General features: G+C 67.1%; 21 protein-coding genes. 16 read left to right on the top strand and 5 right to left on the bottom strand.

Annotated elements, in window-relative coordinates; translation table 11 throughout:
• The 4 genes from AB4Y99_RS04385 to AB4Y99_RS04400 all read left to right on the top strand — a co-directional run.
• Positions 1-512: amidase family protein (locus AB4Y99_RS04385; protein ID WP_441522507.1), on the top strand; the 512-nt coding region annotated here is incomplete at its 5' end.
• Positions 513-525: 13 nt separating this feature from the next.
• Positions 526-1,164, top strand: coding sequence for a nitrile hydratase subunit alpha (nthA, locus tag AB4Y99_RS04390; protein ID WP_112761728.1), 639 nt, complete (start codon positions 526-528; stop codon positions 1,162-1,164).
• Positions 1,161-1,820: a nitrile hydratase subunit beta gene (gene nthB / locus AB4Y99_RS04395; RefSeq protein WP_441522508.1), complete on the top strand. Its 660-nt coding sequence runs from the start codon at positions 1,161-1,163 to the stop codon at positions 1,818-1,820. The genes nthA and nthB overlap by 4 nt, the downstream gene beginning before the upstream one ends.
• A complete protein-coding gene (locus tag AB4Y99_RS04400; protein WP_370955642.1) occupies positions 1,807-2,193 on the top strand; it encodes a nitrile hydratase accessory protein in 387 nt (128 codons plus the stop codon). The genes nthB and AB4Y99_RS04400 overlap by 14 nt, the downstream gene beginning before the upstream one ends.
• A 3-nt stretch (positions 2,194-2,196) precedes the next feature.
• Here the strand turns inward: AB4Y99_RS04400 and AB4Y99_RS04405 are convergent, their stop codons facing one another.
• Together AB4Y99_RS04405 and AB4Y99_RS04410 are read right to left on the bottom strand one after the other, a co-directional pair.
• Positions 2,197-3,264 carry a nickel/cobalt transporter gene (locus AB4Y99_RS04405; protein ID WP_441522509.1) on the bottom strand — a complete coding sequence of 356 codons (1,068 nt, stop codon included), beginning with the start codon at positions 3,262-3,264 and terminating at the stop codon, positions 2,197-2,199.
• Positions 3,255-3,905, bottom strand: coding sequence for a DUF1007 family protein (locus AB4Y99_RS04410; RefSeq protein ID WP_441522510.1), 651 nt, complete (start codon positions 3,903-3,905; stop codon positions 3,255-3,257). The genes AB4Y99_RS04405 and AB4Y99_RS04410 overlap by 10 nt, the downstream gene beginning before the upstream one ends.
• Positions 3,906-4,195: 290 nt before the next feature.
• Here AB4Y99_RS04410 and AB4Y99_RS04415 point away from each other — a divergent pair, with 290 nt between their 5' ends.
• The 4 genes from AB4Y99_RS04415 (at position 4,196) to AB4Y99_RS04430 (ending at position 9,263) form a co-directional block, all read left to right on the top strand.
• Positions 4,196-7,735 (top strand): indolepyruvate ferredoxin oxidoreductase family protein, encoded by a 3,540-nt coding sequence (locus AB4Y99_RS04415; RefSeq protein WP_441522511.1) that lies wholly within the window; start codon positions 4,196-4,198, stop codon positions 7,733-7,735.
• A 167-nt stretch (positions 7,736-7,902) separates the two neighbouring features.
• Positions 7,903-8,577: a Crp/Fnr family transcriptional regulator gene (locus AB4Y99_RS04420; protein ID WP_038362863.1), complete on the top strand. Its 675-nt coding sequence runs from the start codon at positions 7,903-7,905 to the stop codon at positions 8,575-8,577.
• A gap of 103 nt (positions 8,578-8,680) precedes the next feature.
• Positions 8,681-8,884: a hypothetical protein gene (locus AB4Y99_RS04425; protein WP_441522512.1), complete on the top strand. Its 204-nt coding sequence runs from the start codon at positions 8,681-8,683 to the stop codon at positions 8,882-8,884.
• An 85-nt stretch (positions 8,885-8,969) separates the two neighbouring features.
• On the top strand, positions 8,970-9,263 hold the full coding sequence (locus tag AB4Y99_RS04430; protein WP_038362860.1) for a hypothetical protein: 294 nt from the start codon (positions 8,970-8,972) through the stop codon (positions 9,261-9,263).
• A gap of 90 nt (positions 9,264-9,353) precedes the next feature.
• Here AB4Y99_RS04430 and AB4Y99_RS04435 read toward each other — a convergent pair whose 3' ends face one another.
• Positions 9,354-9,752 (bottom strand): VOC family protein, encoded by a 399-nt coding sequence (locus tag AB4Y99_RS04435; RefSeq protein ID WP_441522513.1) that lies wholly within the window; start codon positions 9,750-9,752, stop codon positions 9,354-9,356.
• 274 nt (positions 9,753-10,026) lie between these two features.
• Between AB4Y99_RS04435 and AB4Y99_RS04440 the strand changes: the two genes are divergently transcribed.
• From AB4Y99_RS04440 to AB4Y99_RS04475, 8 genes are all read left to right on the top strand, one after another.
• Complete coding sequence (locus tag AB4Y99_RS04440; protein ID WP_441522514.1) at positions 10,027-12,009, top strand: AMP-dependent synthetase/ligase; 1,983 nt, start codon at positions 10,027-10,029, stop codon at positions 12,007-12,009.
• Complete coding sequence (locus AB4Y99_RS04445) at positions 12,006-12,821, top strand: ABC transporter ATP-binding protein (RefSeq protein ID WP_112761720.1); 816 nt, start codon at positions 12,006-12,008, stop codon at positions 12,819-12,821. Before AB4Y99_RS04440 ends, AB4Y99_RS04445 begins: the two co-directional genes overlap by 4 nt.
• Before the next feature lie 172 nt (positions 12,822-12,993).
• Positions 12,994-13,908: a branched-chain amino acid ABC transporter permease gene (locus AB4Y99_RS04450; RefSeq protein ID WP_051988150.1), complete on the top strand. Its 915-nt coding sequence runs from the start codon at positions 12,994-12,996 to the stop codon at positions 13,906-13,908.
• A 12-nt stretch (positions 13,909-13,920) separates the two neighbouring features.
• Positions 13,921-15,000 (top strand): branched-chain amino acid ABC transporter permease, encoded by a 1,080-nt coding sequence (locus tag AB4Y99_RS04455; protein ID WP_441522515.1) that lies wholly within the window; start codon positions 13,921-13,923, stop codon positions 14,998-15,000.
• Between the two features lie 104 nt (positions 15,001-15,104).
• Positions 15,105-16,436, top strand: coding sequence for an ABC transporter substrate-binding protein (locus tag AB4Y99_RS04460; protein WP_112761718.1), 1,332 nt, complete (start codon positions 15,105-15,107; stop codon positions 16,434-16,436).
• A gap of 175 nt (positions 16,437-16,611) precedes the next feature.
• Complete coding sequence (locus AB4Y99_RS04465) at positions 16,612-17,457, top strand: ABC transporter ATP-binding protein (RefSeq protein WP_038362855.1); 846 nt, start codon at positions 16,612-16,614, stop codon at positions 17,455-17,457.
• Positions 17,458-17,485: 28 nt separating this feature from the next.
• Positions 17,486-18,166 (top strand): zinc metallopeptidase, encoded by a 681-nt coding sequence (locus tag AB4Y99_RS04470; protein WP_191124131.1) that lies wholly within the window; start codon positions 17,486-17,488, stop codon positions 18,164-18,166.
• 41 nt (positions 18,167-18,207) lie between these two features.
• A complete protein-coding gene (locus AB4Y99_RS04475) occupies positions 18,208-19,440 on the top strand; it encodes a phenylacetate--CoA ligase family protein (RefSeq protein ID WP_441522516.1) in 1,233 nt (410 codons plus the stop codon).
• A 115-nt stretch (positions 19,441-19,555) separates the two neighbouring features.
• On the opposite strand, the gene ung is transcribed toward AB4Y99_RS04475, so the two are convergent.
• Together ung and AB4Y99_RS04485 are read right to left on the bottom strand one after the other, a co-directional pair.
• Positions 19,556-20,254, bottom strand: coding sequence for a uracil-DNA glycosylase (ung, locus tag AB4Y99_RS04480; protein WP_441522517.1), 699 nt, complete (start codon positions 20,252-20,254; stop codon positions 19,556-19,558).
• Entirely contained in the window at positions 20,251-21,774 is a 1,524-nt protein-coding gene (locus AB4Y99_RS04485) for a bifunctional metallophosphatase/5'-nucleotidase (protein WP_441522518.1), read from the bottom strand. The genes ung and AB4Y99_RS04485 overlap by 4 nt, the downstream gene beginning before the upstream one ends.
• Between the last annotated feature and the right edge of the window lie 94 nt (positions 21,775-21,868).

A 21,868-nucleotide genomic window follows, 5' to 3' on the forward strand; every position in this document is an offset into this window, starting at 1 on the left:
GCGTCGGCCAGCCGGAAAGCGTCAAGCTCGTGCGCGACATCGACGCGCTCTACTGGGCCTTCCGCTGGATCCAGGGCCGCGAGGCCTGGGCCTCCGACGGGGCCATGATCGAGCGCTTCGCCCCGCCGCTGGGGCCGGGCGTGAAGGAGCGCTTCGCCTTCTCGAAAACCGTGACGGATGCCGAATACGCCAAGGGCGAGGCGACGCGAAAGACCTTCCGGGCGCGGCTCGCCCGCCTGCTCGGCCAGGACGGCGTGCTGATCCTGCCGACCGTGCCGGACATCGCGCCACTGGTCAGCGCCGAGGAGCCCGAGCTGGAGGATTTCCGCAACCGGGCGCTGAGGCTGCTCTGCCTGTCCGGCCTGTCGGGCTTCCCGCAAGTGACGATTCCTGTGGCGCAGCGCGAAGGCGCGCCGCTCGGCCTGTCGCTGATCGGGCCGAAAGGCTCGGACAAGTCGCTGATCGCCTTCGCCGTCGCCTATGAGCGCGCCACGCGCGTCAGGATCGCCTGAGAGGAGGCCCCGGATGAGCGGACACCATCACGACCACGACCACGATCACGACAACCACTTCACCGCCATCGAGGCGCGGGTGAAGGCGCTGGAGACGCTGATGGTCGAGAAGGGCTATGTCGATCCGGCCGCACTCGACGCCATCGTCGATACCTACGAAACCAGGGTCGGCCCGCGCAACGGCGCCCAGGTCGTCGCCAAGGCCTGGACCGACCCGGCCTATGCCGAGCGGCTCAAGGTCGACGGCACCGCGGCGGTGGCCGAGCTCGGCTATGGCGGGCGCGGCGGCGAGCATATCGTCGCCTGTTTCAACACGCCGGAGGAGCACAACCTCGTCGTCTGCACGCTCTGCTCCTGCTATCCGTGGCCGGTGCTGGGGCTGCCGCCGGTCTGGTACAAATCCCCGCCCTACCGCGCCAAGGCGGTGATCGATCCGCGCGGCACACTCGCCGATTTCGGCGTGACGCTGCCGGAGGGCCAGCGCATCCGCGTCTGGGATTCCACCGCCGAAACCCGCTTCATCGTCATCCCGATGCGTCCGGCCGGCACCGAAGGCTGGAGCGAGGAGAAGCTGGCGAGCATCGTCTCGCGCGATTCGATGATCGGCACCGGCCTGCCGCATGTGGAGGACGCCGCGGAGGACGCAAGATGAACAGCGCCCACGACCTCGGCGGCCAGATGGGTTTCGGCCCCGTCGTGCCGGAGCCGGACGAGCCGGTCTTCCACGGCGATTGGGAAAAGCGCGTGCTCGCGATCAATGTCGCGGCCGGTGCGATGGGCGCCTGGAGCATCGACGAGATGCGTCATCATCGCGAGAGCCTGCCGCCGGCTCAATATCTCTCGGCGAGCTATTACGAGATCTGGCTCGCCGCGCTCGACAAAGTACTGGTCAAGCACGGCTTCCTGACCTCGGCCGAGCTCCTCTCCGGCAAGCCCGCGCCCGGGCGCCGTGAACCGAAGCGCGTGCTCAAGGGCGAGGAGGTGCCGGCGGTGCTCAGGCGCGGCTTCCCTTATGAGCGCGAAGCCAAAGCCCCTGCCCGCTTTGCCGTTGGCGACACCGTCCGCACCATCGTCATGCATCCGCAGCACCATACGCGGCTGCCGCGCTATGCCCGCGGCAAGCAGGGCGTGATCGAGCGCGTCACCGGCTGCCATGTCTTCCCGGATACCGGCTCGCAGGGCCTGCCGGAGACGGCCCAATGGCTTTACACCGTCGTCTTCGCCGGCCCGGAACTCTGGGGCCGCGACGCCGACCCGACCTCCACCGTCAGCATCGAGGCCTGGGAGAGCTATCTTGAGCCGGCCTGAGACCGATCTAGCGGCGGCGCTCGCCGCGGACACGCCGATCCCGCGCGATGCCGAGGGGCCGGTCTTCGCCGAGCCCTGGCAGGCGCAGGCCTTCGCGCTGGTCGTCGCCCTGCAGAACCGGGGCGTCTTCACGGCGGATGAATGGGCGCAGGCGCTGGGTGCCGAGATCCGCGAGGCCTTGGCTGCGGGCGGCTGTCGCGACGGCTCGGATTATTACGAGCGCTGGTGCGAGGCGCTGGAACATCTGCTGATCGAAAAGGGCCTCGCCTCGCATGCTGGCGTCGACGCGCTCGCCGCCTCCTGGGCGCGGGCCGCCGAGGCGACGCCGCATGGCAAGCCGATCCTGCTGGAGAACGATCCGCTGCGGAGCTGAGCCTCAGCTTCCCATCCCGCCGATCCACAGGCCGAGCGAGAGCGCGGCGCCGAGCACCACGATGAAGGCGGCCGCCACAAGTTCCAGCCCTGCCAGCAGTCGCACCGCCCGCAAGCTGCCCCCGCTGGCGAATTTCAGCGCCGCGAATTTGAAGAAGACGGCGAGCGCCGCCAGCGCCCCTGTCGTGATCGCGGTGCCCAGCGCCATGGCGAAGGCGGCGGCGATGCCCGCCCAGTAGAGCCCCTGCGAGGCGGCGAAGACGAGGATGATCAGCGCTCCCGCGCAGGGCCTCAGGCCCGCGGCGAGGACGACGCCGGCCATGTCGCGCCAGTCCCGAAGCCGCGCGACCTGCTGCGCATCCGGCATATGCACGTGGTCGCAGGACGCATCGTGAGCGGCGGCCCCCTGCCCGAGCGCCAGGAAACTGCCCGCCTTGCGCCAGAGCACGAGCAGGCCGACCAGCGCGACGAGCAGGAAGCTGCCCTGCTCGATGGCGCTGGTCGCCATGTTCATTTTGACGGCGGTGGTGCGGAAGATCAGCGTCGCGACCGAGACGAGGGCGATGGCGACGAGCGCCTGCAGGATCGCGGCGGCGAAGCTGAGCGAGAGCCCGCGCTTCAGGCTGCGGTTGTCGGCGACGATATAGCCGGAGATCACCGCCTTGCCGTGGCCGGGCCCGGCCGCATGGAAGACGCCGTAGCCGAAGGACAGGCCGAGCAGCCCCCAGACCGCCGTCGGCGTCTGCGCGATCGCCTTCAGCGTCGCGGTCAGCTCGCGATAGAAGCTCGACTGCCAGGCGATCAGCACGGCGCCGAAGCCCGTCGTCGAGGGCAGCGCCTCGCGCGGCAGCGCGGTCCCGAACGGATTGCGCGGCGGCGGCGGGGCCGGCGGGCTCCAGAGCGAGATGACCCAGGCCAACAGGCCGAGCGCGGCGGCGACCAGCGCCAACGCCAGCGCGGCGACGACGATGCGCCACAACAGCGACTTCGCCACTTGCGAGCCCTCGACCTGAGGAGCGCCCGAAGAGCGCTGCTCTTCGGGACGAGGGCTGAGGGGAGTCGTCAGGGACATGCCACCAACGCCCGCGTCGTGACCTCGTAGCCGCTCATGTCGGGCGTCGCCGTGATGTCCTCCTGCGCCAGCTTCTGCGCCACATCGTCTGCGAGCTTAGGCGGGCGATTGACCCTGACGATGCAGCCGGCCGGTGCGTCGCGCGTCACCACGGCGTCCGGCGCGTCCACGATCTCGAAGGCGACGAAATAGGTGGGGTCGCCGACCTCGATGCCGAAAGAGCGGCTCTTCGGCGGCGGATGCTTCAGCGGCAGCGTGTAGTTCAATGTCAGGATCTTGTTCTCGAAGATGAGCCCGGCATCGGTCGGCGTGCCGAATTCCTGCTTGCGGCCATTGACCTTGACGATGGTGAAGAACTCGACATCGGGCAGCGAATCCATATTCACCTTGGCGAGGTCCGCCAGCTCGTCCGGTGTCAGCTTGCCGTCCCCGTTCTTGTCGAGGCCCTGAGTGATATAGGCCGAATAGGCCTCGTCGAAGCTCCAGTGCTGCCGGATCGCTCTCACCGTCCCGTCCGGCGCGAACAGGATCTCGGCCTTGGCCTTCACCCAGACATGCGGATGCGCCTGCGCCGGTCCCGCCAGGCAGGCGGCGAGCAGGGTGGCGGCCGGCAAGGCCGTAAGAAGCGCGCGTCCCGTCAAGAACGGTATCCTCCGCAGATCCGGAGCCGAGGGCGATAAGGCCGGCCCGCAACGATTTTGCGACCGGGCCGTCGCAGCCTTCGCCGCGAATCGGGGCCAAATCGCGGCGCAGGCATTTCGCGCAAGGCTGCCCATGCCGGCAAGACTGGACCTCCTCGCAAAAACTGGAACAATGCCAATGTGATTGACCTCCTTTGGGCCATATGTCAGCCTTGCTGACATATCTTGCATCGAGACAGGTCGAGAGGCCGGATCAACCGGCCCGCGGGAACGACGATCGGGAGGCCGGCATGACTGAGCCAATGCGCGATTCCAGCGTCGATGCGGGCACGCTTCGCTCCGTCACGCTCGACGACAAATACGATCTCTCCAAGCGGGACATCTTCCTCACCGGCACGCAGGCCGTCGCCCGCATGCTGCTGATGCAGCACGAGCGCGACCGGTTGGCGGGGCTCAACACCGCCGGCTTCGTCTCGGGCTATCGCGGCTCGCCGCTCGGCGGGCTCGACCAGCAGCTCATGCGCGCCGGCAAGGCCCTGACCGAGGCCAACATCGTCTTCCAGTTCGGCTTGAACGAAGACCTCGCCGCGACCGCCGTTTGGGGCACGCAGCAGGCCGAACTGCAGGGCGAAGGCAAATATGACGGCGTCTTCGCGCTCTGGTACGGCAAGGGGCCGGGCGTCGACCGCTCGGGCGACGTCTTCCGCCACGGCAACATGGCCGGCACCTCGCCCCATGGCGGCGTGATCTGCCTGATGGGCGACGACCACACGGCGGAATCCTCGACCAACGCCCACCAGACCGAATTCGTCCTGGTCGACCGGATGATGCCGATCCTGAACCCGGCCGGCGTGCAGGAGATCATCGATTACGGCCTGCACGGCATCGCGCTCTCGCGCTTCGCCTCGGTCTGGGTCGGCATCAAATGCGTCAAGGACAACATCGAATCGACCGCCTCGATCGACGGTTCGCTCGACCGCGTCTCGATCGTGACGCCAACGGACTACACCCCGCCGCCGGGCGGCCTCGCCATCCGCCGCGAGCTCGACTTCGTCGAGCAGGAGCGACGCCTGCATCTCTACAAGCGTGACGCGATGCTGGCCTATCTGCGCGCCAACCGCCTCAACCGCATCGTCACCCATGGCGGCCGGGAGCCGCGCATCGGCATCGCCACCGTCGGCAAATCCTATCTCGACGTGCGCCAGGCGCTGGAGGACCTCGGCATCGACGAGGTCCGCGCCAATGATCTCGGCATCCGCCTGTTCAAGCTCGCCTGTCCCTGGCCGATCGACCCGGCCGAGCTGAAATCCTTCGCGGAGGGCCTCGACCTGATCATGGTCGTCGAGGAGAAGCGCTCCCTGATCGAGGTCCAGGTCCGCGAGGAGCTTTACGGCGCGGCGCATCAGCCGATGGTGATCGGCAAGAAGGACGAGAGGGGCGACTGGCTCTTCCCCGTCCATGGCGCGCTCGACCCCAACGACATCGCCATCGCGCTGGGCGGCCGCCTGCTGCAATACCGCGACGATCCCGCCCTGCGCGCCCGGCTGGAGGAGATCGCCAAGGCGCAAGGCAGGCTCGCCGAGGCGCAGGAGATCGCGAAGCGCACGCCCTATTTCTGCTCGGGCTGCCCGCACAACTCCTCGACCGTCGTGCCCGAGGGTTCGCGCGCCTATGCCGGCATCGGCTGCCACTACATGGTGCAGTGGATGGACCGCGACACCGCCGGCTTTACCCAGATGGGCGGCGAAGGGGCGAACTGGATCGGCGAGGCGCCGTTCTCGACGCGCGGCCACGTCTTCCAGAATCTCGGCGACGGCACCTATACCCATTCCGGCTCGCTCGCGATCCGCTGGGCGGTCGCGAGCGGCGTCACCATCACCTACAAGCTGCTCTACAACGACGCCGTCGCCATGACCGGCGGCCAGCAGGCGGAAGGCCATCTCTCGCCCGACCAGATGGCAAGGCAGGTCGCGGCCGAGGGCGTGAAGCGCATCGCCGTGGTCAGCGACGACCCCGGCAAATATCCGCCCGGCACGCAATGGCCGGCCGGCACGACGCTGCACCATCGCGAGGAGCTCGACGCCGTCCAGCGCGAGCTCGCCGGAACCTCTGGTGTCTCGCTGCTGCTCTACGACCAGACCTGCGCCACCGAGAAGCGCCGCCGCCGCAAGCGCGGAGCCTATCCTGACCCCGACAAGCGCGTCGTCATCAACGAGCTGGTCTGCGAGGGCTGCGGCGATTGCGGCGTGCAGTCGAACTGCGTCTCGGTGCAGCCGCTCGAGACCGAGTTCGGCCGCAAGCGCCAGATCGACCAGTCCAACTGCAACAAGGATTTCTCCTGCGTGAAGGGCTTCTGCCCGTCCTTCGTAACGGTCCACGGCGCCCGCCCGAAGAAGGCGGAGCCGATGCGTCTCGATGCGCAGGCGCTGGGCGAGGCCGATATCCCCGAGCCCGCGGTGCCGGCGCTCGACCGCAGCTTCGCCGTGATCGTCACCGGCGTCGGCGGCACCGGCGTCGTCACCATCGGCGCGATCCTCGGCATGGCCGCCCATCTCGAGGACAAGGGCTGCGGCATGATCGACATGGCCGGCCTCGCCCAGAAGGGCGGCGCCGTTTTCAGCCACGTCAAGCTCGCGCCGAGACCCGAGGACATCCACGCCATCCGCGTCACGGCCGGACAAGCCGATCTCGTTCTGGGCTGCGACCTGACCGTCACCGGCTCGAAGAAGGTGCTCGGCGCGATCCGACCCGAAGGCGGCATGGTCATCGTCAACACCGCCGAGAGCCTGCCGGGCGATTTCACGCGCAATGCCGACTTCTCGCTCCCGACCGAAAGGCTGAAGCGCGCGATCCTCTCGGCGGCGGGCCGCAACAACACCCGCTTCCTCGACGCGACCGCGACAGCCGTCGCCTTCCTCGGCAATGCCATCGCGGCCAATATGCTGATGCTCGGCCATGCTTGGCAGCTCGGCGCCGTGCCCTTGTCGCGCGCGGCGCTGCGCCGGGCGATCACGCTCAACGGCGAGGCCGTGGCGATGAATCTCGAGGCCTTCGAGCTCGGCCGCCGCGCCGCGCATGATCCGGCCGCGCTCGACGCGCTGCTGGCCCAGGCCAAGGCGCCGACAGCCGCCCGCCATCTCTCGGAGACGCTCGACGAGATCATCGCCCGCCGCGTCGCCTATCTCACCGCCTACCAGAACACCGCCTATGGCGCCCGCTACCGCCATCTCGTCGCGCGCGTGCAGACGAAGGAAGCGGCCGTCTCGCCCGGCCAGACGGCTCTGAGCGAGGCGGTCGCACGCAATCTCTTCAAGCTGATGGCCTATAAGGACGAATACGAGGTCGCGCGCCTCTACAGCGACGGCGCCTTCCGCCAGCAGCTCGCCGCGACCTTCGAGGCCGACGGCAAGGATGGCAAAGCGCTGCGCTACGAATTCCACCTCGCCCCGCCGCTGCTGGCCCGGACCGATCCGAACACCGGCCTGCCGCGCAAGATGAGCTTCGGGCCGTGGATGATGGGGGCCTTCTCGCTGCTGGCGAAATTCAAGGGCCTGCGCGGCACCGCCTTCGACCTCTTCGGCTACACGCAGGAACGCCGCACCGAGCGCCGGCTGATCGCCGATTACGAGGCGCTGCTGAACGAGATCTTGACCCGGCTTTCGCCGGAGAACCACGCGCTCTGCGTGGCGCTCGCGGCGATCCCGGAGAAGATCCGCGGCTTCGGCCACGTCAAGGAGCGGCACCTGAAGGCGGCGAAGGCCGAGGAGGCGATGTTGCTGGGGCAGTTGCGTGAGGGGCTGCCCGCGGCCTTGCCGCAGGCGGCGGAATAGCCGGCAACGCTCTGTGCCGTCATGCTCGGGCTTGACCCGAGCATCTCGTGACAAGCAGGCTCTGGAGCCCCTTCCTGAAGGAGATTCTCGGGTCTACGCTCCGCTTCGCCCGAGAATGACGCCACGCTGCCCGAAGTCTGCCCCCGCCAACCCGGATAACCGCCACCTTGATCGCCCCCGAAGAGCTGCGCGCCATCGCCTCCTGGTCCCGCGATCTGTCGGAAGCGGAATTCGAGGAGGCGCGGCGCGGCATCAGTTTCAGGAGCTACGGCAAGAACGCCTCGATCTGCCATGTCGGCGACCGGCTGGAATCCTGGACAGGCGTGGCCGAGGGGCTGGTCAAGATGGCGACCACCTCCAAATCCGGCAAGACCGCGACGCTCGCGGGCCTGCGCGCCGGCGCCTGGTTCGGCGAGGGCACGGTGATCAAGGCCGAGCCGCGCCGCTACGAGCTGGTGGCGCTGCGCGATTCCAGGATCGCCCTGATGCGCCGCTCCACCTTCCTCTGGCTGTTCGAACATTCGGCCGCGTTCAACCGCTTCCTCGTCCACCAGTTCAACGAGCGCCTCGCCCAGTTCATCTCGCTGGCCGAGACCGAGCGCACGCTCGATTCGACCGGGCGGCTGGCCCGCAACCTCGCCTGGCTGTTCAACCCGATCCTCTATCCCGACCTCGACCGCACGCTCACAGTCTCACAGGAGGAGCTCGGCATGCTCGCCGGCATCTCGCGGCAGATGGCCAATCAGGGGCTGGCGAAGCTGGCCTCGCTCGGCCTGATCGAGCTCGGCCATGGCAGCGTCACCATCATCGATCTCGAGCGGCTGGCGCGCTACGAGGCGTAGCCGGATCATCGGCCAGCGCCGCGCCTGCCAAGCTGGCGGCACAAAATCTCGCTTCGCGCGTTGCTCTTTCCGAGGCGCCCTCCGGCGCGGCAGGATTGAGACAATGTTCTGGTTCTTCGACGCCTTCGCAAAACGCATCAACGAGCAGGCCGCGGAATACGCCGCGGCGCAGACGCAGATTCTGAAACGCGGCTTCGGCCTGTGGCCGGATTTGACCGCCCAGCCCGTCAGAATCGAAAGCTCTTCGGCAAGGGACAGGCGGCTTCACCCCCTCGCAATGGCGAAAAGCGCCTCCCGCCCTCGCTGAACGCCAGCAGAACACACCGTTCAGGCGGGGTTCCAACCCGGGCTGTTCAAATCCTCTCAGTCGATGCAAAAGAAGGACATATTCGATGCGCAAGCTTCTGATTGCCGCCAGCCTGGCCCTGGCTGCCTTCGCCGCGGCCCCTGCCGGCGCCGCCGCACCGCAGAGCCTCCCGCAGGCTGAACAGCTCGACAAGCTGCCGGCCGAGTTCACCCGCCACAACCGCGAGCACCGCCACTGGGAAATCCAGCGGAACATGGAGCGGCGGCACTTCCGCCATGGCCGTGGCTACGACCGCGGCTACGGCTATCGCCGCCATGGCGGCCCGCCGCCCTGGGCGCCCGCGCATGGCTATCGCCGCCACCACGGCTATCGCTACTGAGCATCCAGCCTGAGAGGCCCGTCCCCTGACCGGGGGGCGGGCCTTTTTCTTGCGCGGGGCGTGGCGAAGACGGTTTCGGCGGCGTGCCGGTCAGGCCGGCGCATTGAAGACGGCTTCGATGGCGTAGCCGTCCGGATCCACCACGAAGGCCGCGTAATAATGCGGCCCGTAATGCGGGCGCAGGCCAGGCGCCCCATTGTCCCGCCCGCCATGACGGAGCGCGGCCTCGTGAAAACGAGCGACGGCCGCGCGATCGGGCGCCGCGAAAGCGAGATGGAACCCCGGCCCCGGCGGCCTTTGCCCGTCCGGACGCAGCTTCAGGGCCAGCCTGTCGCCGCCGCCGGGAGCGCCGTAGCCGACCGCCTGCCCTGTCTCGCCCGGGCGCAGATCCTGCCAGACCCTGACATAGCCGAGCGGCGCCAGCACAGCATCGTAGAAGGCGCAGGCACGCTCGATATCGGCAACGCCGAAAGACAGATGATGAAGCATGAGTCGGTCCGCCACCGTCGCAGGCACGGTTCCGCCCGCCGATTCAATCTGCCGAATTCGTGAGGAAAATCAGGGCCGAAGCAGAGAATCTACGAAACACATCTGCGTGAAAAGCAAACTTCGGCGGGACAATAGTCACCAAAAGGCGAATTGTCTGTCAAGCGGGTCCTTGCAAGGATGATGGCCGCCTGCAAGTCTGGCATGAGAACGAGGCCGGAAACCGGCCCGCGGAAGTCGCCACGACGCATGGCGGCTCGACAGGGAGAACGCAATCGTGGCGAGCGGCACCGCCGTTGAGGCGGACACCTTTCCGAAATTGCTGTTGCGCAATGCCAGGGAGCGCGCCGCGCGCGTCGCCTTCCGGCACAAGGACCTCGGCATCTGGCAGTCCTGGAACTGGGCCGAGGTGGCGGAGCATGTCCGCAGCTTCGCCAAGGGCTTGCAGGATCTCGGCCTGAAGCGCGGCGAGAAGGTCGCCATCATCGGCTACAACCGGCCCAGGCTCTATTGGTCGATGTGCGCGGCGCAGTGGCTCGGCGCCGTCCCCGTGCCTGTTTATGCCGACAGCGTCGCCGAGGAGATGGCCTATGTCCTCGACCATGCCGAGGCGGTCTTCGCCGTGGTGCAGGACCAGGAGCAGGTCGACAAGATCCTCTCGATCGCCGAGCGCCTGCCGCATCTCCGACACATGCTCTATGACGAGCCCCGCGGCTTGCGCGACTACGACCACAGCAAGCTCCACGCCATCGAGGCGGTGATGCAGGCGGGCGCCAAGGCGCTGAAGGACCCGCAGCAAGCCGCCGCCCTGCAAAGCGAGATGGAAGCCGGCAAGGGCTCCGATCTCGGCATCATCCTCTACACCTCCGGCACGACCGGACGGCCCAAGGGCGTGATGCTCTCGCATTACAACATCCTGATCGCGGCCGAGATCGGCTGCAGCTTCGACGGGCTGAACGAGAGCGACGAGGTCATCGCCTATCTGCCGATCGCCTGGGTCGGCGACCACGTCTTCTCCTATGCGCAGGCGATGCTGGCCGGCTTCTGCGTCAATTGCCCGGAAAGCCCCGAGACCGTCATCGACGACCGCCGCGAGGTCGGCACGACCTACGCCTTCGCGCCGCCGCGCGTCTTCGAGACCATGCTGACCATCACCATGGTGCGCATGGAGGATGCCGGCGCCCTCAAGCGGAAGATGTTCCACTACTTCCTCGGCGTCGCGAAACGCTATGGCGAGCAGATCCTCAATGGCGAGAGCGTGCCTCTGAAGGGCCGGCTGCTCTACAGGCTCGGCGACATCCTGGTCTACGGCCCCCTGCGCAACCGCTTCGGCCTGACCAACATCAAGGTCGGCTACACCGCCGGCGAGGCGATCGGCCCCGAGCTCTTCCGCTTCTACCGCTCGATCGGCGTCAATCTGAAGCAGCTCTACGGCCAGACCGAAGCCGGGGTCTACATCACCATGCAGCCCAATGGCGAGATCAAGGCCGACACCGTCGGCAAGCCCGCGCCGATGGTCGAGATCCGCATCGACGACAATGGCGAGGTGCTCTACCGCTCGCCCTCGATCTTCGGCGGCTACTACAAGGACCCGGACAAGACCGCCGAGACGATGACCGCCGACGGCTATGTCCGCTCGGGCGATGCCGGCTTCTTCGACGAGGGCGGTCATCTCAAGATCATCGACCGCGCCAAGGATGTCGGCAAGCTCAACAACGGCGATCTTTTTCCGCCGAAATACATCGAGAACAAGCTGAAGTTCTATCCGAACATCAAGGAGGTCGTCGCCTTCGGCCAGGGCCGCGACTACGCCACGGTCGCGCTCAACATCGATCTCACCGCCGTCGGCAACTGGGCCGAGCGTCACAACGTCGTCTACGCTTCCTATCAGGAGCTCGCCGGCCACGATCTCGTCTACGACATGATCGCCAAGCATGTAGACGAGGTGAACCGCTCGCTCGCCTCCGAACCGATGATGGGCGGCGCCCAGATCAGGCGCTTCCTCATCCTGCACAAGGAACTCGACGCCGACGACGGCGAACTGACCCGCACCCAGAAGGTCCGGCGCGGCTTCATCGCCGAGCGCTACGCCCCGCTGGTGACGGCGCTCTATGACGGCTCGGAAGCGGCGGACATCTCGACCGAAGTGACCTTCGAGGACGGGCGCAAGGGCGTGATCTCGGCCCGCGTCAAGGTCCGCGACGCCAAGACCTACCCCGTGACAGCCGAGGGAGCGCCGGCGACGGCGAAGGCGGCATGAACGCGGAACCGATGAACGTGACCGGCACCCCCCTCCGCGACAAGGGCGAAGTCCTGCTCTCGGTCGAGAACATCTCGCTGCGCTTCGGCGGCGTGAAGGCGATCACCGATGTCTCCTTCGACATCCGCAAGGGCGAGATTCGCGCCATCATCGGCCCCAACGGCGCCGGCAAGACCTCGATGCTGAACTGCATCAACGGCTTCTATCAGCCGCAGGAAGGCCGCGTCGTCTTCAAGGGCGAGCGCCGCGCCAAGATGCGCCCGCACCGCGCCGCCGCCGGCGGCATCGCCCGCACCTTCCAGAACGTCGCTCTGTTCAAGGGCATGTCGACGCTCGACAACATCATGACCGGCCGCACGCTCAAGATGAAGCGGGGCTTCTTCTGGCAGGCACTGCGTCACGGCCCGGCGCTGCGCGAGGAGATCGAGCATCGCCGCGTCGTCGAGGACATCATCGACTTCCTGCAGATCGAGCACATCCGCAAATTGCCGGTCGGCAAATTGCCCTACGGCCTGCAGAAGCGTGTTGAACTGGGCCGCGCGCTCGCCATGGAGCCCGAGTTGCTGCTGCTCGACGAGCCGATGGCCGGCATGAACCTCGAGGAGAAGGAGGACATGTGCCGCTTCATCCTCGACGTGAACAACCAGTTCGGCACGACCATCGCCCTGATCGAGCACGATATGGGGGTGGTCATGGACCTCTCCGACCGCGTCGTCGTGCTCGAATACGGCCGCAAGATCGCCGACGGCACGCCCGACGAGGTGAAGCGCGACCAGAAGGTCATCGACGCTTATCTCGGCGTGGCGCATTGAGGAGCGTGGAGACATGAGCGACATCGCCACCCGCCCCGCTCCGAACCTGCTCGCCAGCCCGCTGGTCAAGTTCGGCCTGCTCCTGGCCGCCGTCGTGGTGGCGCTCGCCGCCGGCATTTGGCTCGATTCCTCCAACACGCTCTACGCGATCTTCGTCGACCCATTCCGGCAGATGGCCCAGGCGCCCGACCTGCTGGTGCAGACGATCTGGGAAGGGCTCGTCTCCGGCGTGCTCTATGCCCTGATCGCGCTCGGCTTCGTGCTGATCTTCAAGGCTTCGGGCGTGTTCAACTTCGCCCAGGGCATCATGGTGGTGTTCGCGGCGCTGACGCTGGTCGGCCTCTACGAGAAGGGCGTGCCGGCCTTTCTCGCCGTCATCATCACGCTCGGCGTGATGTTCGCGCTGGCCGTGGCGATCGAACGCGTGGTGCTCAGGCCTCTGGTCAACCAGCCCGACATCATCCTGTTCATGGCGACCTTCGGCATCACCTATTTCCTGATCGGCTTCGGCGAGGCGCTTTTCGGCGGCAATCCCAAGCAGATGATTGCCGACCAGCTCTATCTGCCCAAGGGCGCGATCGACCTGCAAATCCTCGGCGGGCTGGTCTCGCTGCAGAAGATCGACATCGCGGCCGCCGTCATCGCCTCGCTGATGATCGCCGCGCTCGCCGCCTTCTTCCAGTACACCCGCATCGGCCGGGCGCTCAGGGCCGTCGCCGACAGCCACAAGGCTGCCCTCTCGGTCGGCATCTCGCTCAACCAGATCTGGGTGATCGTCTGGTTCACCGCCGGCATCGTCGCGCTGATCACCGGCATCATGTGGGGGGCGCGCTCGGACGTGTCCTTCGCGCTCGAGATCGTGGCGCTGAAGGCGCTGCCGGTGCTGATCCTCGGCGGCTTCACCTCGATCCCCGGCGCCATCGTCGGCGGCCTCATCATCGGCATCGGCGAGAAGCTCGGCGAGTTCTACTGGGGTCCCCTGGTCGGCGGCGGCATCGAGAGCTGGCTCGCCTATTTCATCGCCCTGGGTTTCCTGCTGTTCCGGCCGCAGGGCCTGTTCGGCGACAAGATCATCGAACGCATCTGAGGAGCCGGAACCATGCTCTACCGTGAGGCCGGCCAGTACAAATCCACCTACGCCGCCGATATGGGCGTCTTCCCGCTCCGGGAGGACCGGATCGGCATCGCCGTCATTCTGGCGATCGCCCTCGTCGCCATTCCCTTCTTCGGCAGCGACTTCTTCATCGCTTCGGTGATGATCCCCTTCCTCGTCTTCTCGCTGGCGGCGATCGGGCTCAACATCCTCACCGGCTATACCGGGCTGATCTCGCTTGGCACTGCCGCCTTCATGGGGGTCGGCGCCTATAGCTGCTACAAGCTGACGACGCTGTTCCCGGGCGTGAACATCATCGTCCTGATCCTGCTCTCAGGCGCGTTCTCGGCCGGCATCGGCGTGCTCTTCGGCCTGCCCTCGCTGCGCATCAAGGGCTTCTACCTCGCGGTCGCGACGCTCGCCGCGCAGTTCTTCCTGCAATGGGCCTTCGTGCGCGTGCCCTGGCTGTTCAACTACAACGCTTCGGGCGCGATCGAGGTGCCGCAGCGCACCCTCTTCGATATCCCGCTCACGGGCGCATCCGCCACCCCGGAGACGCGCTATTTCGTCTGCCTCGGCCTGGTCGTGGTGCTGACCTGGTTCGCCTCGAACCTGGTCCATGGCAAGCTCGGCCGCTCCTGGATGGCGGTGCGCGACATGGACATCGCCGCGGAGCTCATGGGCATCAAGCTGCTCAACGCCAAGCTGATGGCCTTCGCCGTCTCTTCCTATTTCGCCGGGGTCGCCGGCGCGATGATGATCTTCCTCTGGTACGGCGGCGGCGAGGCGGCGGACGTGTTTTCGATCCGGCTGTCCTTCAGCATCCTGTTCATGGTCATCATCGGCGGATTGGGCTCGCTGATCGGCTCCTTCTTCGGGGCGGCCTTCCTCTCGGTGCTGCCGACGGCGCTGAAATTCGGCCTGCCGGCGCTGGGCGTCCCGATCGGCGGCGCCGCGGCCGAGCACGTCACCTTCATGCTGGTCGGCGCGCTGATCATCACCTTCCTGATCGTCGAGCCGCACGGCCTCGCAAGGCTCTGGCAGATCGGCAAGCAGAAATTGCGGACATGGCCCTTCCCGTACTGAGGCGGGAGAGAGTCCAACAAACGACCGGCACGCCAGAAGCGCCGGCGAAAAGCAAGACGGGACCGGCTGGAACCGGCCCCGGAGGAAACGAACGGAGGAAGTCCATGAAGACGAGCAAGTTGATGAAAGCTGCCGGACTCGGGGCCCTTTTGGCCGCCACCGCCATCGTCGCGCCGGGTTATGCGCAGGACAGCGTCTATTTCGCCAACAACGCCTATCGCACCGGCCCGTTCTCGGGCTCAGGCATCCCGATCGGCGACGGCATGCGCGACTACATCACGATGATCAACGAGCGCGACGGCGGCGTGAACGGCGTCAAGGTCATCTACGAGGAATGCGAGACCGGCTACGACACCAAGAAGTCGATCGAGTGCTACGAGCAGGCCAAGGCGAAGAACACCATCGTCTACTCGCCCTGGTCGACCGGCGCGACGCTCGCCGCGATCCCGCGCGCCCATGTCGACAAGATTCCGATCCTGTCGATGGCCTATGGCCTCTCCGCTTCGGCCGACGGCACGAACTTCCCCTGGGTCTTCATCCCGCCCTTCACCTATTGGGACGGCGCCTCCGTCATGGTGAAGCACATGGCGGCCGAGCTCGGCGGCCTCGACAAGCTCAAGGGCAAGAAGCTCGGCCTGATCCATCTCGATGCGCCCTTCGGCAAGGAGCCGATCCCGGTGCTCGAGAATCTCGCCAAGAAATACGGCTTCGAGCTGAAGCTCTATCCGGTGGCGGCGGCCGACATGCAGAACCAGGGCTCGCTCTGGCTCTCGATCCGCCGTGACCGGCCCGACTTCCTCTACAACCAGGGCTGGGGGGCGATGAACCCGACCGCGGTCAAGGAAGCCGCCAAGAACAACTTCCCGATGAACAAGTTCGTCGGCGTCTGGTGGGCCGGCGGCGATGACGATGCGCGTGCCGGCGGCGAGCAGGCCAAGGGCTACTCTTCGCTGAGCTGGACGCTGAGCGGCACCGAGGCGCCCGCGATGCAGGACATCCTGAAATTCGTGGTCGACAAGGGCAAGAGCACGACGCCGAAGGAGAAGGTCGGCGAAGCCCTCTACAACCGCGGCGTCTACAACGCGATGCTCGTCGTCGAGGGCGTCCGCAACGCGCAGAAGCTCACCGGCAAGAAGGTGATCGACGCGCAGGACATGCGTCGGGGCCTGGAATCGCTCAACCTGACCGAGGCGCGCCTGAAGGAGATCGGGCTCGGCGGCTTCGTCACGCCGACGACGATCTCCTGCACCGACCATTCCGGCCACAGCAAGATGTTCGTCTCCGAGTGGGACGGCACCAAATGGACCAAGAAGGCCGACTGGGTCGAGCCGATGAAGGACGAGGTCCGTCCGCTCATCGAATCCAACGCCAAGGACTATGTCGAGAAGGCCGGCAACTGGCCGAAGCGCTCGGAGTCCTGCGAGAAGTCGTCCTGACGACAAAAGGGGGCGGTTCGCGCCGCCCCCGCCTTCCTTCTCCCCTCGGGGAGAAGGTGTCTGCGAAGCAGACGGATGAGGGCAGACTTGCTCCGTTCTCATCCGTCATGTCCCTCATCCGACCCGGCTCCGCCGGGCCACCTTCTCCCCCGAGGGGAGAAGGAAGGAGTGTGAGATGTCGACCGCCACCCTCGAAAAACCGGCCGCAGCGACCGCGCGCGACACCATCCTGTCGCTCAACAATATCGAGGTCATCTACGACCATGTCGTGCTAGTGCTGAAGGGCGTCTCGCTCACCGTGCCGCGCCAGGGCATCGTCGCGATCCTCGGCGCCAACGGCGCCGGCAAGACCACGACGCTGAAGGCGATCTCCAACCTGCTCAAGGCCGAGCGCGGCGAGGTCACCAAGGGCTCGATCGTCTTCGACGGCGAGCGCGTCGACAAGCTTTCGCCGAACGAGCTCGTCCGGCGCGGCTGCATCCAGGTCATGGAAGGCCGCCACTGCTTCGGCCATCTCTCAATCGAGGAGAATCTGCTGACCGGCGCCTTCACCCGCCGCGACGGCAATGCCGCGATCAAGCGCGACCTCGAGAAGATCTACACGCTGTTCCCGCGGCTGAAGCAGCGGCGGACCTCGCAGGCCGGCTATACCTCCGGCGGCGAACAGCAGATGTGCGCCATCGGCCGGGCGATGATGTCGAACCCCAAGATGATCCTGCTCGACGAGCCCTCGATGGGGCTCGCCCCGCAGATCGTCGAGGAGATCTTCGAGATCGTGCGCCAGCTCAACGCCGATGAAGGGGTATCCTTCCTCGTTGCCGAGCAGAACACCAATATGGCGCTGCGCTATGCCACCTATGGCTATATCATGGAGACCGGCCGGGTCGTCATGGATGGCGACGCGAAGATGCTGCGCGAGAACGAGGACGTGAAGGAATTCTATCTTGGCGTGGCGGAAGGCGACAAGAAGTCCTTCCGCGAGGTGAAGAGCTACAAGCGCCGCAAGCGCTGGCTCTCCTGAGACGGGACGGGTTCGACGGTCGATCACCATGCTCTACGCCGTGGCAGCCCTGCTGGTTCTCCTGCTGATCTTCGGGCCACAAGCCTGGGTCCGCAGCCAGATGAGCCGCCATGCCGTGGCCCGGCCGGACCTGCCGGGAACCGGCGGCGAACTGGCGCGGCATCTGCTCGACCGCTTCCAGCTCGGCGCCGTCGCGGTGGAGACCACCGAGGGCGGCGATCACTACGATCCGGAGGCGCGCACCGTGCGCCTCTCGCGCGACAACCATGACGGCCGTTCGATCACGGCCGTTGCGGTGGCCGCCCATGAGGTCGGTCACGCCATCCAGCATGCGGAAGGCAGCACTCTGCTCGCCGCCCGCAGCATGCTCGCCCGCACGATGGGGATCGTCGACAAGGTCGCCATGGCGATCCTGATCACCGCCCCGCTGGTCGCGGCGGTGACGCATCTGCCGGCCCTGGGGCTGATGCAGTTCGGCCTTGCCGTGGCGCTGCTCGGCATCGGGCTCGTCGTGCATCTGGTGACGCTGCCGCTCGAATTCGACGCCAGCTTCGGCAAGGCGCTGCCGATCCTCGCCGGGGACGGCTATCTCGACCGGCGCGACTTGCCTGCCGCCCGCGGCGTGCTGCGGGCTGCGGCCCTCACCTATGTCGCCGGCGCGCTGATCGGCCTGCTCAATTTCCTGCGCCTGCTGCGCGTCATCCGCTGACGGCGCGGCCCCGAACGAGATCACGACCTGGGACCCGACAGATGAACGCGCATCACGACGATCTGGAGACCCGTCCCCCCGAGATTCGCGAGGCCGATCTCTTCGCGCGCCTGCCGGGGCTGCTCGCGGCTGCGATGCGCGCCCCGGCCTATGCCGAGCGTCTCGGCGACATCGACCCCGCCGGGATCACCGACCGCAAGGCGCTGGCCCGCCTGCCGGTCCTGCGCAAGGCCGATCTTCCGGCCCTGCAGAAGGCCGCCCTGCCCTTTGGCGGCCTCGTCCCCTCAGCTCCCGGCTCCTTCGGGCGGCTGTTCACCTCGCCCGGCCCGATCTTCGAGCCGGAAGGCACGGCGAGCGACGCCTGGGGCGCCGCGCGCGGCCTTGTCGCCGCCGGCTTCCGGCCGGGCGACATCGTGTTGAACACGCTGAGCTATCATCTGACGCCGGGCGGCTTCATCATGGACTCGGCCGCGCGTGCCGCCGGCTGCGCCGTCATCCCGGCAGGTCCCGGCAATACCGAGCAGCAGATGGAGGTGATCGCGGCCTACCGCCCGAGCGCCTATGCCGGCACGCCTGACTTCCTCAAGATCCTGATCGAGGCCGCCGATGCCCGCGGCGTCGACATCACCTCGATCAAGCGCGCCGTCGTCTCCGGCGCGGCCTTCCCGCCCTCGCTCCAGGCCTGGGTCAGGGAGCGCGGCATCGACGCCTACCAGCTCTATGCCACCGCCGATATCGGCGTCATCGCCTATGAGACCTCGGCCCGCGAGGGCATGGTTCTCAACGAGAACCTGATCGTCGAGATCGTCCGCCCCGGCACCGGCGACCCTGTCCCGGAGGGCGAGGTCGGCGAGGTCGTCGTCACCAATCTCGACCCGCATCATCCGCAGATCCGGCTGGCCGTCGGCGATCTCACCGCCGTCCTGCCCGGCATCAGCGCTTGCGGACGCACCAACACCCGCATCAGAGGGTGGATGGGCCGCGCCGACCAGACGGCGAAGATCAAGGGCATGTTCGTGCGCCCCGAGCAGGTCGCCGAGATCGCCAGGCGCCATGCCGAGATCGCCAAGCTCCGCCTCGTTGTCGGCCGCGCCGACGAGGTCGACACCATGACCCTGAAGGCCGAGATCTATGCCGAGCCGGCCGGGCTGGTCGACGCGATGTCCTCGACCTTGCAGCAAGTGACCAAGCTCAAGGGCGCAGTCGAAATCCTGCCGCTGGGCGCCCTGCCGAACGACGGCAAGGTCATCGCGGACGAGCGACCGGTGGGGTAGTCCGCGCCCTCATTCTCGGGTCGAAGCGGTGCTTCGCCCGAGAATCTCTTCCAGGATAAGGCGCTTTTCCGTCACGAGATGCTCGGGTCAAGCCCGAGCATGACGGCGGTACGCTTCACCAGTCGATCGCCTTTTCCCCCTGCTCCTGCAGCCACGCATTCGCCCGGCTGAACGGCTTCGACCCAAAAAATCCCCGCCTTGCCGACAACGGCGACGGATGGGCGCTGGCGATGACCAGATGCCGGCTCTCGTCGATCAGCGGCCGCTTCGTCTGCGCCGGCGCGCCCCAGAGCAGGAAGACGACATGCGGCCGCATCCGCGCGACGGCGGCGATGATCTCGTCGGTGACCTTGCCCCAGCCCAATTGAAGATGCGAACCCGCCTTGCTCGCGCCCTCGCGCACGGTCAGCGCCGTGTTGAGCAGCAGCACGCCCTGCTGCGCCCAGCGCGTCAGGTCACCATCGCCCGGCGCCGGTAGCCCGAGATCCTCCGCGCGCTCCTTGTAGATATTGACGAGCGAGCGCGGCAGCGGCGGCGGCCCGACATAGGAGAAGGCGAGCCCGTTGGCATGGCCGGGCGTCGGATAGGGGTCCTGTCCGAGGATGACGGCGCGAACCGCGTCGAGCGGTGTCAGGCTGAGCGCCGCGAACACCCGTTCCGGGGCCGGCGCCACGACATGGCCCGCAGCCCGCTCGGCATCCACGGCGGCGCAGGCGCGTGCAGCCTCCGCACCGGGAGCAAAGACCGGCAGGTCGCGCCAGCCCCGGGAATTCCCGCTCGCCAGGAAAGCCGCGAGCGCCTTGCTGCAGCTCACTTCAAGACCGCCCGCCCCTCGACCTTGGCGTCGATCGTCCCGAGCCGGCGCAGATAGACCATCACCTCATTGGCCATCAGCTTGCCGTCGGTCAGGCCGATCAGCGTCTTGCCGCGGCCGAGCGCGGTATAGCCGTCGCCGCCTTCGAGCATGAAGTTGTTGGAGGCGACGGTGTATTTGCCGGCCGGGTCGATCGGCGTGCCGTCGGTCAGGGTGAGCGCAATGACGCGCGAGCCGACCGGCTGCTTGATATCCGCCTCGAATTTCAGCCCCGCCACGACCGGAAACTTGCCCGAGCCCTGCGGCGCCGGCGAAAGCCCGTTCTCGATCGCGTCCTTCACGTCCTTGCCGGTGATCTCGACCATGACGGTGGCATTGCCGAAGGGCAGTTCGCTCAGCACGTCGCGCCGCGTCAGCGTCGTGCCGGCCGCATATTGCTTGTTGGCGCGGATGCCGCCGGCATTGGTGATGGCGAGCTGCGCGCCGGTGGCGGCCCGGATCGCATCGGCGATCAGGTTGCCGATCGCCGCCTCCTGCGTGCGGATGACGCCCGTGCGCGAGTCGAGCGGCACGTTGAGCTTGGCGACATCGACGTCGAGCTCCTTCGAGAGTTCCCCTTCGTAGCCCTTGACGACGGCGGCGACCTCCGGGTCCGGCGTCGCCGAGCGGGAATCGTTGACCCGGAAGGTCGGGCTCCAGGTCACTTGCCGCGCCGCGCCCTCGCCCTTGATGCTGACCGCGATGTCGATGGCCGTGACGTAATTGCCCTCCTCGTTCGACTCCACCATCACCACCTTGCCGTCATAGGCGATGGCGAGGTCGTGGTCGTGGCCGGTGAGCAGGACGTCGACGACGCGCGAGCGCACGATCTCGTTGTCCATCGCCCGGTCGGCATGGACGACGGCGACGAGGATATCGGCGCCCTGCCCCTTCAGCGCCTTGGCCTCGCGCTTGAGCGCCTCCATGGTCGAGGAGAATTTCAGGTCGCCGGGATTGGAGATCTGCGGCGTCGGATCATAGGCCGTGCCGATGACACCGACCTTGATGCCGCCGAGCTCGAAGATCTGGCTGTCCTTGTGGCCGGGCAGCGGGTTGCCGGCCGCATCGCGCAGATTGGCGGCGAAAGTCGGATAGGTCTGCGCGGCGGAGAGCTTGAGATAGTTTTCCTTGCCGAAATCGAACTCGTGATTGCCCGGCACGAAGACGTCGAGCCCCATCTTGTTCTGCATCGCGACAATATGGGCGCCCTGGTCGAAGCCTGACATCAGCGAGGGCGAGTAGCAGTCGCCGGCATGGCAGAACAGCACCGGCACGCCCTTGGCGCGCTCCGCCTTGGCGATGCCGGCGGCCCGCGCGAAGCCGCCGCGGCCCTTGTCGTCGCTCATCTTGTAGATGTCGTTGACCAGCAGCAGCGTGAAGCTCGGCGCCGGCTGCTGCGCCATCGCGGCGGGCGCCGTCGCGGCAAGGGCCGCAGGGGCGGCGAGAACGCCAAGGGCTTTGCGACGTGTCAGCTTTGTCATGGCGGGCGCCCCTCTTGAGAAGGTGTCCAGACTAGCAAGAGACGCGCCGCGCTGACCAGATGCCTTTCGGCCCCGGACCTGCCTGTCGGCGATG

The organism is Allobosea sp. TAB14, assembly GCF_052113865.1.
In the GTDB taxonomy this organism is placed as follows: domain Bacteria; phylum Pseudomonadota; class Alphaproteobacteria; order Rhizobiales; family Beijerinckiaceae; genus Allobosea; species Allobosea spartocytisi.